Below are 13,006 nucleotides of genomic sequence, written 5' to 3'. Positions count from 1 at the left end.
ATTAACAACCGTTTCTCCTTCAGGCGCTTCGCGTCCTCCCGCTTGCAACCCAGAGCTACCTCCAATACCGATCCGTCTCGCGCCATCCTGGTGGGCGTGGATTTCGGCAAGCATGATTTCCAGGAAAGCCTGTCCGAACTGGCGCTGCTGACCTCCACGGCCGGCTCGCTGCCGGTGCATACGCTGACGGGCAAGCGCTCGCGTCCCGACCCCGCGCTGTTCATCGGCTCCGGCAAGGCGGAGGAACTCAAGGAAGCGGCCGACGCGCTCGACGCCGACATCGTCGTGTTCAACCACGCGCTCAGTCCCGCCCAGCAGCGGAATCTGGAGCGATTCCTGAACCGGCATGTCATCGACCGTACTGGCCTGATCCTCGACATCTTCGGCCAGCGTGCGCAAAGCCACGTCGGCAAGGTGCAGGTGGAGCTCGCCCAGGTCCAGTACCAGGCGTCGCGCCTGGTTCGCGCATGGAGCCACCTGGAGCGGCAGAAGGGCGGTATCGGCATGCGCGGCGGCCCCGGCGAGCGCCAGATCGAACTGGACCGCCGGATGCTCGATGAGCGCGCCAAGCGGCTCAAAGCCGACCTGTCGCGGCTCCAGCGCCAGCACCATACGCAGCGCCGTGCCCGCGCGCGTAACGACACACTCAGCATCTCGCTGGTGGGTTATACCAACGCGGGCAAGTCCACGCTGTTCAACGCGCTGACCAAGGCGCGCGCCTATGCCGCCGACCAGCTGTTCGCCACGCTCGATACGACGTCGCGCCGTCTGTTCCTGGAGGGCCTGGGTAATGTCGTGCTGTCGGATACGGTCGGGTTCATCCGCGACCTGCCGACGCAGTTGGTGGCGGCGTTCCGCGCCACGCTGGACGAGACCGTGCACGCCGACCTGCTGCTCCACGTGGTGGATGCCTCCAGCCCGGTGCGGCATGAGCAGATCGAGCAGGTCAACCGCGTGCTGGCCGAGATCAACGCGTCGGATATCCCGCAGATCGTCGTGATGAACAAGATCGACGCCGCGCCCGAACTGCTTGAGCAGGGCCCGCGCGTGGAGCGCGACGAGGATGGCGTGCCGAAGCGCGTGTTCCTGTCCGCCCGCGAGGGCGTGGGGCTCGACGTGCTGCGCGAGGCCATCGTCGATGTGGCGCGCTGGCTGGCGGAGCAACCCGATGCGCCGGCGCCGTACGACCCGCGCCTGGCCGAGGTGCCGGGGCTGGCCGACGACGCCATGTTCGAACCGGACGGCCGGGAGGGCCCAGATGCCCCAGATGACCCCGATTCGGACCCTCCGCGCGCGAATTAAGCAGGCAATCTCATTGTTGTTCAGCGAGATTCGCCACCCGATTGGGGATTTTGAGCAAAAGTGATCAAGATGACTGCTAGAATCCCCCTGTTCCAAACTTCCCGGACCCGTGCACTTCATGCCCCTGTTCCAACGGAATCCTGACTCGCGCTCTGTGCCAGGCAGCCAAGCCCTGCATCCTGCAGGCTGGTCGCGCCTGCGCGCCATCTTCTCGCTGAACGATCCCCGCTGGGGCCGTAACGGTCAGGACGATGAAGACAAGGACAAGGATAAGAATCGCCAGCAGAACCAGCGGCCGCAGGACGGCCCGCCCGACCTCGACGAACTGTGGCGCGACTTCAACCGCCGCCTGAACGGCCTGCTGGGCCGCAAGGACAACGGCGGGGGTGGCCCGAACTTCGGCAACGGCCCCCGTACGCCGGGCAAGGGTTCGAACATCGGCATGGGCATCATCGTGGCGGCCGTGGTCGGTATCTGGCTGGCCAGCGGCTTCTTCATGGTGCAGGAAGGCCAGACCGCCGTGATCCTGCAGTTCGGCAAGTTCAAGTACACGACCGGCCCCGGTATCAACTGGCGCATGCCCTGGCCGGTTCAGTCGGCCGAGGTGGTCAACCTGTCGAACGTGCGCTCGGTGGAAGTGGGCCGTGCCACGTCGATCAAGGACAGCAACCTCAAGGACTCGTCGATGCTCACGCAGGACGAGAACATCATCGACGTCCGTTTCACGGTGCAGTACGACATCCAGGACGCCGGCGAATTCCTGTTTTTCAACAAGACCGACCGCGGTGGCGATGAGGAACTGGTGACGCAGGCCGCCGAGACGTCGGTGCGCGAGATCGTGGGCCGCAACAAGATGGATGCGGTGCTGTACGAGAACCGCGAGGAGATTGCGCAGTCGTTGGCCAAGTCGATCCAGACGATCCTGTCCGCGTACAAGACCGGCATCCGCGTGATCTCGGTCAACGTCCAGAGCGTGCAGCCGCCCGAGCAGGTGCAGGCTGCGTTCGATGACGTGAACAAGGCCAGCCAGGATCGCGAGCGTGCGATCAGCGAAGGCCAGTCGTACGCCAACGACATCCTGCCGCGTGCCAAGGGTACTGCCGCCCGCCTCAAGGAAGAGGCCGAGGGCTACCGCTCCCGCGTGGTGGCGCAGGCCGAGGGTGATGCGGCCCGTTTCCGCTCGGTGCAGACGGAATACGCGAAGGCGCCGCAGGTGACGCGTGATCGCATCTATCTGGAAACCATGCAGCAGATCTACGCCAACACGAACAAGATCCTCATCGACGCCAAGGGCGGCAACAACCTGCTGTACCTGCCGCTGGACAAGCTGATGTCGCAGGTGCAAGGCACCGCCGCCACGCCCGCGCCGACGCCGGGCACGAGCGCACCGCCCGTGCCCGAGGCAGGCACCGACATCCGGTCGCGCGAAGGCATGCGCAACCGCGACCGCGATTCGCGCTGAGGAGACCCGTCATGAACCGACTGATTTCCTTCGCGATTGGACTTTTCATCCTGCTGGCCGTGGTGTCGTCGATGCTGTTCGTGGTCGACCAGCGCCAGTACGCCGTGGTGTTCGCGTTCGGCGAGATCAAGCAGGTGGTGCGCGAGCCCGGCCTGCACTTCAAGCTGCCGCCGCCGCTGCAGAACGTGGTCTTCATGGACCGCCGCCTGCAGACGATCGACGTGGCCGCCAGCGAGCGTTTCCTGACCGCCGAGAAGAAGAGCATGGTGGTGGACTGGTTCGTCAAATGGCGCATCACCGATCCGCGCAAGTTCTTCGTGGCGTTCAACGGCAACGTGCGCGGCGCCCAGGATCGCATGACGCAGCGGATCGACTCCGTGGCGCGCGAGGAGTTTGGCAAGCGCACCGTGGCTGACGTAGTCGCTGGCGAGCGCGAGAAGGTGATGCAGAACATTCGTGCCGGCATGTCCGAGTACGCGCAGTCGGTGGGCGTCGAGATCCTCGATGTGCGCCTGAAGCGCGTGGACCTGCTGCCCGCCATCAGCGAATCGGTCTACCGCCGCATGGAAGCCGAGCGCAAGCGCGTGGCGAACGAGCTGCGTTCCACCGGTGCCGCAGAGGGCGAGAAGATCCGCGCCGATGCCGACCGCCAGCGCGAGGTGCTGCTGGCCGAGGCCTATCGCGACGCCCAGGTGGTCAAGGGTGAGGGCGATGCCAAGGCATCGCAGGTCTATGCCGATGCCTTCGGCAAGGATCCGAGCTTCGCGCAGTTCTGGCGCAGCATGGAGGCCTATCGCAACACGTTCCGCGACAAGCGTGACGTGATGGTGCTGGAGCCCAATTCCGACTTCTTCCGCTATATGCGCTCGTCCGGCGGAAGTCCGGCTGCCGCACCCGCAGGCAAGAAGTAGGGCGGCACGCGCAGACTCGCGTGCGTTCGACAAAACCCCGGCCCGCCCGGGGTTTTGTCCGGCTGGAGGGGCCGCGCCGAAGTGCGCCGCCGTCCGCGCCGGATAGCCAGGCCGGCCGGTCAGACCAGCCGGCCTGAAACCGTTTTTGAGAGAAGAGATTCACCATGTCCAACCACTGGCTCCTGCCCGAAAACATTGCCGACGTCCTGCCGTCGGAAGCGCGCAAGATCGAAGAACTGCGCCGCCGCATGCTGGACCTGTTCCGCACCTATGGCTACGAGCTGGTCATGCCCCCGATGCTCGAGTACCTGGAGTCGCTGCTGACCGGTACCGGGCATGACCTGGACCTGCGCACGCTGAAGCTGGTGGATCAACTGTCGGGCCGCACCATGGGCCTGCGCGCGGACATCACGCCGCAGGTGGCGCGCATCGACGCCCATCTGCTGAATCGTCCCGGCGTGACGCGCCTGTGCTACGCCGGCAACGTGCTGCACGCGCGCCCGGCCGGCTTCCATGCCACGCGCGAGCCGCTGCAGATCGGCGCCGAGATCTACGGCCATGCCGGCCTGGAAGCGGACGTCGAGATCCAGGAACTGATGCTGGCCGCCCTTGATGCTGCCGGCCTGACCAATGTGCGGCTGGACCTCTGCCACGCCGGCATCCTCGAGGCGCTGCTGGACGGCCTGCCGTCGATCCGCAAGATCGAGGACGCGATGTTTGCCGCGCTGGAGACCAAGGACGTGCCCGCACTGCGCGTGCTGACCGAAGGCCTGCCCCAGACCGAGCGCGACGCGCTGCTGGCCCTGCCGACGCTTTACGGCGGCATCGAGGTGATCGAGCGCGCCCGCGCGACGCTGCCGGCCAGCCCGGCCATCGGCCGCGCACTGGACGAGCTGTCGGCGCTGGCCGCGCAGGTACGCGGCGCCAGCGTGAACATCGACCTTTCCGATTTGCGCGGTTACCACTATCACAGCGGCGTGATGTTCACGGCCTACGTAGCGGGTCTGCCCAATTACGTGGCCCGTGGCGGCCGTTACGACAAGGTCGGCGAGGCCTTCGGCCGCGCGCGCCCGGCTACCGGCTTCTCGCTCGATCTGCGCGAGGTGGCGGCACTGTCGCCGGTGGAAGTCCGCGCGCTGGCAATCTACGCCCCGTGGGACGCCGATCCGGGCCTGCGCACGACCATCGCGTCGCTGCGCGCGACCGGCGAGATCGTGATTCAGTCGCTGCCCGGCCATACTCATGAGCTCGATGAATTCAACTGCGACCGGCAGCTGGTTCGTCAGGGCGATGCCTGGGTGGTGGTACCGCGCTAAGACCCGATTCAGCCGGTTCGCACGACGCGTTCCGGCATTTTCCTCCGCTCTCCATGTGACTTTTTGCGCCTTTTTTCGGCGCAAAATCGCTGTCGCGGTGTCATACGTGCGCCCGAAAATCGGGAACCGTCCGGCAACGAGAGTAGAATACGTTTTTAACCTTCTGACCAATTCAACATGTCCGCATCCGCAGTAGGCCAGGGACGCAATGTCGTCGTGATCGGAACCCAGTGGGGTGACGAAGGCAAAGGGAAAATCGTCGATTGGCTTACCGATCATGCAAAAGGCGTGGTGCGGTTCCAAGGCGGCCACAACGCTGGCCACACGCTCATCATCGGCGGCAAGAAGACCATCCTGCGACTGATCCCGTCGGGAATCATGCGCGAGAGCACCGTCTGCTACATCGGCAACGGCGTTGTGCTGTCGCCCGAGGCACTCTTCCGTGAGATCGAGGAACTCGAGGCCGCCGGCCTCCAGGTGCAGAACCGCCTGCGCATCTCCGAAGCCACCACGCTGATCCTGCCGTACCACGTAGCCATCGACAAGGCCCGCGAAGCGCGCCGTGGTGCCGCCAAGATCGGCACCACCGGTCGTGGCATCGGCCCGGCCTACGAAGACAAGGTTGCCCGCCGCGCGCTGCGCGTGCAGGACCTGTTCGATCCGAAGCACTTCGCCGAGCGCCTGCGCGAGAACGTGGAATTCCACAACTTCATGCTGACCCAGTACCTGGGCGCCGAAGCCGTGGACTACCAGCAGATTCTCGACGAGATGCTGTCGTACGCGCCGCGCCTGAAGCCGATGGTGGCGGACGTGTCGGCCGAGCTGTACGCCGTGAACGAGAGCGGCGGCAACCTGATGTTCGAAGGCGCGCAAGGCACGCTGCTGGACGTGGACCATGGCACGTATCCGTTCGTCACGTCGAGCAACTGCGTGGCTGGTGCGGCTGCAGCGGGCGCGGGCGTCGGCCCGGGCCGTCTGAACTACATCCTCGGCATCACCAAGGCCTACTGCACGCGCGTCGGTGCGGGCCCATTCCCGAGCGAGCTGTATGACAACGACAACCCCGCGCGCCAGGACGCCGTGGGCGTGCGCCTGGCCAACGTCGGCAAGGAATTCGGCTCGGTGACCGGCCGTCCGCGTCGCACCGGCTGGCTCGACGCCGCCGCGCTGAAGCGTTCGGTGCAGATCAACGGCGTTTCGGGCCTGTGCATGACCAAGCTCGACGTGCTGGACGGCCTGGAAACGATCAAGCTGTGCGTGGGCTACGAGCTCGACGGCAAGACCGTCGACATCCTGCCGCGCGGCTCGGATGCCGTGGCCGCCTGCGTGCCGGTGTACGAGGAATTCCCGGGCTGGAACGAGTCGACGTTCGGCGTGAAGCAATGGGACGCGCTGCCCGAGGCGGCCCGCGTGTACCTGAAGCGGATTGAGGAAGTCGTCGGCATTCCGATCGACATGATCTCGACCGGTCCGGACCGCGACGAAACGATCCTGCTGCGCCACCCGTACCAGGTGGCCTGACGTATCGGTATTACCCGTGAGCATGATCGCGGCGCCACGAGTGTCGCGGCCTCACCAAGCCAATCGGCCCGCGGAATGCGGGCCGAAGCTTTATCGGCTTTGTCTATCGGTCATCGACCAGAGACCTGACCTGAGAGAAGAAACAGATCATGAACCTGCCTACCAATGACGAAGAGAACCTGTGGGTCTCTTGGGATGATTACCACCGCCTGGTCGCGCGGCTGGCGCTGAACGTGCACGAGTCGGGCTGGAAGTTCGACAAGATCCTGTGCCTGGCACGCGGCGGCCTGCGCGTGGGTGACCAGATGTCGCGGATTTTCGACGTGCCGCTGGCCATCCTGGCCACCAGCTCTTACCGCGAGGCGGCGGGCACGCAGCAGGGCGATCTCGACATCGCCCAGTACATCACGATGACGCGCGGCGAGCTGTCCGGCAAGATCCTGCTCGTGGACGACCTCGTAGATTCCGGCGTGACGCTGGAACGTGTGGGCCGCCACCTGAAGGAGCGCTATCCGGCCGTGACCGACGTGCGCTCGGCCGTGCTCTGGTACAAGGCGTGCTCGAAGGTGGAGCCGGATTACCATGTGACGTTCCTGCCGTCGAACCCCTGGATCCACCAGCCGTTCGAGGAATACGACACGCTGCGTCCGCACAACCTGGCGGCCTGGCTCAAGCGCGGCAAGCGCGCCTCGCTGCTGGACGACGACTCGGCGGCCTGAGCCGGCCGAGCCATCGCCATGTCGGCTGCGCTATCCGCGATCCGGACTCAGTAGCCGGACTAGTAGCCGACCGTGAACCGCTGGCGCACATGCGCCGGCGCTTCGATCTCGTCGAGCATGGCGATCGCGTAGTCTTCCATCGAGATCGTGCTCTTGCCGGCCGCATCGGCCAGCAGTTCCTCCCCACCGAGCCGGAACTTGCCCGTGCGTTCGCCCGGCAGGAACAGGGCGGACGGGGACAGGAACGTCCACGCCAGCGCGGTTTCGCCGCGCAGCGCATTCAGGAAATCACGGCCTGCGGCGGCCTCGTCCTTGTACTGGGCTGGGAACGTCGGCGTGTCGACCAGTTGCACGCCGGGCGCCACGAACAGGCTGCCTGCGCCACCCACCACCAGCAAGCGCTCGACCCCGGCGGCCTTGACCGCATCGACGATCTGCGGCGCTTTGGCCTGCAGGAATCGCACGGTGCTGATCACGGCGTCGTGGCCCCGCAGGGCGGCGGCGAGAGCTGCGCCGTCGGCCACATCCACGTTGCGCGGCGTCACGCCGGTGCGTGCCGGCAGGCTGCTGGCCTGGCGGGCGAGGGCGGTCACGGTGTGGCCGCGGCGCAGGGCTTCATCGGTGAGGCGGGTGCCCACGTTGCCGGTGGCGCCGATGATGGCGATTTTCATGGGTGTTGCTCCTTCACAGTGGCGATATGAAACCAAAATGGTTACATATCGAGGTAAAAAAATCAGCGCTTGCGGCGCTGCGCGGCGGCGTGTTCGACATCCGCGAGCATGCCGGCAATGGTGATGTCCGCGAGCGTGGCGTCCATGGCAGCTTGCGCCCGGTCTGCCACCTGGCGCAGCGCCCCGGTGATCTCGCGGCCGACCATGCAGGCTGGGTTGGGCGCGCTCTGGTGCAGCGTGATCATCGACGGTGTCTCCACGGCACGAAACACTTCGAGCAGCGTGATGGCCGATGCGGGCCGCGCAAGCGTGGCGCCGCCGGTGCTGCCCATCGTTGTGGCCACGAATCCGGCGTCGGTCAGGGCGCCGATGATGCGCCGGATCAGCGCCGGGTTCGTCCCCACGCTGCCGGCGATCATCGACGACGGCACGGGGCCGTCGCTCTGCGCGAGCAGGGTCAGGGTGTGAACGGCGACGGCAAACCGGCTGCTGGTGCTCATGAACGAAATCTCAATGTGAAACCATCTTAGTTACAGATGGTCGAACTGTCAACGCGGTAAATGGCCATTGTTGCCGTTTGTTTTTCGCGAAGGGTGGCCGAATCGTGCCGGATAATGCCGGAATCGGCACTGAAACTGATACACTCATCGACGGCGCCGTGCCGCCAATGAATTCACAAGCCAGAATGGCGTAGAGGGGAGTGCGGATTTGCAGGTTTCTCGGATCAGCGTCGGCAACGCGAAAATCATAGCGATGCCGCAAAACAAAAAGCCCGCAACTTGCGTTGCGGGCTTCTCGCTGAAACCTGGTGCCCAGGAGAGGACTCGAACCTCCACAGTGTTGCCACCGCTAGGACCTGAACCTAGTGCGTCTACCAATTCCGCCACCTGGGCAGGTGTCGAAACAACCGAAGCCGCCATTATAGCGACCGTAAAACGTTTGTCAAATAGTTTCCAGAAAAATTGAATCAGAACAACTATCCGATCCCTAGCCGGGAAGAAATCCTCGGCGTGCTGAGAACTTCGGGGTCGCCGCAATCGGCAGGCGATATCGCCAAGGCCCTGGCCGTCACGCGCAAGGAGCACGACGGCTTCCAGAAGCGCCTCGCCGCGATGGAGCGCGACGGCCAGATCGAACTGAACCGCAAGGGCCGCTATGAGCTGGCCCACCAACCGAATTTCATCGTCGGCCGTGTGCAGGGGCACCGCGACGGTTTCGGTTTCCTGATTCGCGATGACGGTGAGGACGATGTCTTCCTGCCCGAGCGCGAACTCCAGAAGGCGATGCACAACGACCGCGCGCAAGTGCGCGTGGTGGGCTACGACCGCCGTGGCCGCCCGGAAGGGCAGATCGTCGAGATCGTCGAGCGCGCCAACCGCTATGTGATTGGTCGCCTGCTGTCCGAGAACGGGGTGCTCGTGGTAGCGCCCGAGGACAAGCGCATCGGCCAGGACATTCTGATTCCGCCCAAGCAGCAGGGCAAGGCCCGCGTGGGACAGGTGGTCAGCGTGGAGCTGATCGAGTATCCGGACCGCTACGTGCAGCCCGTGGGCCGCGTGGTGGAAATTCTTGGCGATATCGACGATCCCGGCATGGAAATCGAGATCGCCGTGCGCAAGTACGGTGTGCCGCATGCGTTCTCGCCGGCCGCCGCCAAGGAAGCGCAGGGGCTGCCGGACGAGGTGCGCGAAGCCGACCTCGACCATCGCATCGACCTGCGCGACATCCCGCTGGTCACCATCGATGGCGAAGACGCGCGCGACTTCGACGATGCCGTCTATTGCGAGCCGGTCAAGATCGGCCGCGCCAAGGGCTGGCGCCTGATCGTGGCGATTGCCGACGTGTCGCACTACGTGCGCCCAGGCACGCCGCTGGACGCCGATGCGCTGGACCGCGCCACGTCGGTCTACTTCCCGCGCCGCGTGATTCCGATGCTGCCCGAGAAGCTGTCCAACGGCCTCTGCTCGCTGAACCCGCACGTGGACCGCCTGTGCATGGTCTGCGACGCGGTGATCACGGCCAAGGGCGAACTCAAGGGCTACCAGTTCTACCCGGCGGTGATGCACTCCAAGGCGCGCCTGACCTACAACGAGGTCTGGGCCGTGCTGTCGAACACCAAGGGTCCCGAGGCGCACAAGCGCGGTGACCTCGTGCCGCACATGCAGAACCTGTACGAGCTGTTCCAGGTCCTGCTCAAGGCGCGCCGCGAGCGCGGGGCGATCGACTTCGACACCACCGAGACCTACATCGTCTGCAACGCGCAGGGCAAGATCGAGCAGATCCTGCCGCGCACCCGCAACGACGCGCACCGGCTGATCGAGGAGTGCATGCTGACGGCCAACGTCTGCGCGGCCGACTTCCTCGAGCGCTTCAAGCATCCGGCGCTGTACCGCATCCACGCGGGCCCGAGCGAGGAAAAACTCAAGAATCTGCGAGAGTTCCTGCGCACGTCCGGCCTGTCTCTGGGCGGTGGCGACAAGCCGCAGGCATCGGACTACGCCGAGGTCATGGACAAGATCAAGTCCCGCCCCGACGCGCCGATGCTCCAGACCATGCTGCTGCGCTCGATGCAGCAGGCGGTCTACAGCCCCGACAATATCGGCCACTTCGGCCTCGCGTATGAGGCTTACGCCCACTTCACGAGTCCGATCCGTCGCTATCCCGACCTGCTCGTGCACCGCGCGATCAAGGCCGTGCTGGCGCACACCAAGTACCAACCGGCGTTCGCGCACGGCACCGAGCTGAACACAGCGGTCTCGCCCAAGGCGCGCCGCTTGAACGCGGCCGATGCCGAGAAGAAGGCGCAGAACTCGGCCGCCCGGGCCAAGCGCAACGAAGCCATCTGGGATGAGCTGGGCCTGCACTGCTCGGCAAACGAGCGCCGGGCTGACGAGGCCTCCCGCGATGTGGAGGCCTGGCTGAAGTGCTACTTCATGCGCGACAAGCTCGGCAGCGACTTCGCCGGCACGGTCAGCGCGGTCACCTCCTTCGGCATCTTCGTGCAGCTCGACGAACTCTATGTCGAAGGGCTGGTGCACGTGACCGAACTGGGCAGCGACTACTTCCAGTTCGACGAGGCTCGCAACGAACTGCGCGGCGAGCGCACGGGCATCCGCTATCGGCTGACCGACCGCGTGCGCGTGCAGGTGTCGCGCGTCGACCTGGACGCTCGCAAGATCGACTTCCGCCTGGTGCAGGAGCCGTCGGCCAAGACGCTGCGCGCCCGCACGACGGGACCCGAAGTGCAACCGCGCGTGCCGGCCGCCCATGCGGTGCCCGCGCGCAAGAAGGGCCGTCAGCTGGCGGCGCTGCTTGGCGGCACGTCGAAGCCTGAGGAATCGTTCGACGAGACGCTGGACCGCGTGATCGAGGAGCAGCCGGTGTTCGAGGCCGTGATCACGCCGATGAAGCCGCATGTGGGTCATGCGCCGCATGGCAAGTCCGGCGGCAAGCCGGCCAAGCGCGCGGCCAAGCCCAAGCCCGCGCACCTCGAGCAGCCGCGCAAGCCCACGGCCAAGCGCACCGCCAAGGCGGCGGCCAAGACCGCGCGCCCGGCACGCAAGCGTTAAAACACGCGGCGCCGGGGTGGCCATGGCGGGTACAATCCCGCCATGGCCAAACACAAACTCCTGATCGGCTTTCACGCCGTGAACGCACGCCTTCGCCAAGACGCGAAGAGCGTGTCCGACATCTATATCGAATCCAACCGGCGCGACCGCCGCATGCAGGACTTCATCCGCCTCGCGGAAAGCCTGAACGTGCGCCTGCATCCGGTGGATGCCGACCGCCTGCGCGGCATGGCCGGCACCGATCGCCACCAGGGCGTGGTGGCGCGTGCCGACGACATCTCGCTGGCGCTCAATCTGGACGAACTACTCGATAGCATCGAAGGCACGCCGCTGCTGCTGGTGCTCGATGGCGTGACCGATCCGCACAACCTCGGCGCCTGCCTGCGCGTGGCCGATGGCGCCGGCGCGCATGCCGTGATCGCCCCGAAGGATCGCAGCGTCGGGCTGAACACCACGGTGGCCAAGGTGGCCAGCGGCGCGGCCGAAACCGTGCCTTACATCACCGTGACCAACCTCGCGCGCACGCTGCGCGAGCTGCAGGAGCGCGGCATCTGGGTGGTCGGCACGGTCGACGGCGCCGAGAAGACGCTGTACGACTTGGACCTCAAGGGCCCGATGGCGATCGTCATGGGCGCCGAAGGCGAGGGCATGCGCCGGTTGACGCGCGAGACCTGCGACGAGCTGGTCGGCATTCCGATGGCGGGCGGCGTGGAAAGCCTGAACGTGTCGGTGGCGAGCGGCGTCTGCCTGTACGAGGCGGTGCGCCAGCGCCGACTGCCGCGCTGACATCGGCATATTGGCGATGATTCTGGACGCGGCATTGCTCGCCCAGGCGCGCGACCGAATCGCGGCGGCGCGCCAGATCTTCGTGCTGACTGGCGCGGGGGTCTCGGCGGAATCGGGCGTGCCGACGTTCCGTGACGCGCTGACGGGCCTCTGGGCCCGCTTCGACCCCGAAGATCTCGCTACAGAGGCCGCGTTCCGGCACCAGCCGGCGCTGGTCTGGCAGTGGTACGAGCACCGCCGCGCGATGGTTTCGGCCACCCAGCCCAACCCCGCGCACTTCGCGCTGGCGCAGCTGGCGGACCAGAAACCGGTCACGCTGGTCACGCAGAATATCGACGGATTGCACCAGCAGGCCGGCAGCCAGCATGTGATCGAGTTGCACGGCAACCTGTTCGCCAACAAATGGCTGGATGGCTGCGGACACTGCGACACGGTGCCGCCGGTACCGGGCGAGCCGCCGCATTGCGCGCTGTGCGGCGCGATGATGCGGCCCGGGGTGGTCTGGTTTGGGGAGGATCTGCCGCGCGTGGCGCGCTATCGCGCCGAGCACGCGGCGGAGACCTGCGATCTGTGCCTGGTGGTCGGCACGTCGGGGCTGGTGTATCCGGCGGCGGCGCTGCCGGGCATGGCCAGGGAGAACGGGGCGTTCGTGATCGTGGTCAATCCGCAGCCGTCGGCGCTGGACGCCACCGCGGACCTCGTGCTGGCGGCGCCAGCAGGGCAGTGCCTGCCGGCGCTGTGGTAAGGGC

Annotated in this window: 11 protein-coding genes and 1 tRNA gene; 9 read left to right on the top strand and 3 right to left on the bottom strand. The window is 66.1% G+C overall.

Annotated features, from left to right (window positions below; translation table 11 throughout):
* Positions 1-42: 42 nt before the first annotated feature.
* The 6 genes from hflX to BM115_RS01090 all read left to right on the top strand — a co-directional run bounded on the left by hflX (position 43) and on the right by BM115_RS01090 (position 7,231).
* Positions 43-1,302, top strand: coding sequence for a GTPase HflX (gene hflX, locus BM115_RS01115; protein ID WP_092289680.1), 1,260 nt, complete (start codon positions 43-45; stop codon positions 1,300-1,302).
* 118 nt (positions 1,303-1,420) lie between these two features.
* Positions 1,421-2,764, top strand: a complete 1,344-nt coding sequence (gene hflK, locus BM115_RS01110; protein WP_092289679.1) for an FtsH protease activity modulator HflK — start codon at positions 1,421-1,423, stop codon at positions 2,762-2,764.
* A gap of 11 nt (positions 2,765-2,775) precedes the next feature.
* Complete coding sequence (gene hflC / locus BM115_RS01105; protein WP_092289677.1) at positions 2,776-3,675, top strand: protease modulator HflC; 900 nt, start codon at positions 2,776-2,778, stop codon at positions 3,673-3,675.
* Positions 3,676-3,839: 164 nt separating this feature from the next.
* Entirely contained in the window at positions 3,840-4,991 is a 1,152-nt protein-coding gene (locus BM115_RS01100) for an ATP phosphoribosyltransferase regulatory subunit (RefSeq protein WP_092289675.1), read from the top strand.
* A gap of 177 nt (positions 4,992-5,168) precedes the next feature.
* On the top strand, positions 5,169-6,512 hold the full coding sequence (locus BM115_RS01095) for an adenylosuccinate synthase (protein ID WP_092289673.1): 1,344 nt from the start codon (positions 5,169-5,171) through the stop codon (positions 6,510-6,512).
* Positions 6,513-6,661: 149 nt separating this feature from the next.
* On the top strand, positions 6,662-7,231 hold the full coding sequence (locus tag BM115_RS01090; protein WP_092289671.1) for a phosphoribosyltransferase: 570 nt from the start codon (positions 6,662-6,664) through the stop codon (positions 7,229-7,231).
* Positions 7,232-7,290: 59 nt separating this feature from the next.
* Here the strand turns inward: BM115_RS01090 and BM115_RS01085 are convergent, their stop codons facing one another.
* From BM115_RS01085 to BM115_RS01075, 3 genes are all read right to left on the bottom strand, one after another.
* Complete coding sequence (locus BM115_RS01085; RefSeq protein ID WP_092289669.1) at positions 7,291-7,902, bottom strand: NAD(P)-dependent oxidoreductase; 612 nt, start codon at positions 7,900-7,902, stop codon at positions 7,291-7,293.
* A gap of 62 nt (positions 7,903-7,964) precedes the next feature.
* Positions 7,965-8,402, bottom strand: coding sequence for an Rrf2 family transcriptional regulator (locus BM115_RS01080; RefSeq protein WP_092289667.1), 438 nt, complete (start codon positions 8,400-8,402; stop codon positions 7,965-7,967).
* Positions 8,403-8,708: 306 nt separating this feature from the next.
* Positions 8,709-8,795: transfer RNA gene (locus BM115_RS01075), tRNA-Leu, on the bottom strand.
* Positions 8,796-8,864: 69 nt separating this feature from the next.
* Here BM115_RS01075 and rnr point away from each other — a divergent pair.
* From rnr to BM115_RS01060, 3 genes are read left to right on the top strand one after another with little or no spacing between them, the layout of a single operon-like run.
* Positions 8,865-11,471, top strand: coding sequence for a ribonuclease R (rnr, locus tag BM115_RS01070; RefSeq protein WP_092289665.1), 2,607 nt, complete (start codon positions 8,865-8,867; stop codon positions 11,469-11,471).
* 42 nt (positions 11,472-11,513) lie between these two features.
* Positions 11,514-12,257 carry a 23S rRNA (guanosine(2251)-2'-O)-methyltransferase RlmB gene (gene rlmB, locus BM115_RS01065; protein ID WP_092289663.1) on the top strand — a complete coding sequence of 248 codons (744 nt, stop codon included), beginning with the start codon at positions 11,514-11,516 and terminating at the stop codon, positions 12,255-12,257.
* Positions 12,258-12,273: 16 nt separating this feature from the next.
* Positions 12,274-13,002, top strand: coding sequence for an SIR2 family NAD-dependent protein deacylase (locus BM115_RS01060; protein WP_177219830.1), 729 nt, complete (start codon positions 12,274-12,276; stop codon positions 13,000-13,002).
* Positions 13,003-13,006: the final 4 nt, after the last annotated feature.

The organism is Cupriavidus sp. OV096 (assembly GCF_900115455.1).
GTDB lineage: Bacteria > Pseudomonadota > Gammaproteobacteria > Burkholderiales > Burkholderiaceae > Cupriavidus.
Note: the sequence above shows the minus strand (reverse complement) of the source record. Positions and strands in the feature narration are given on the sequence as shown.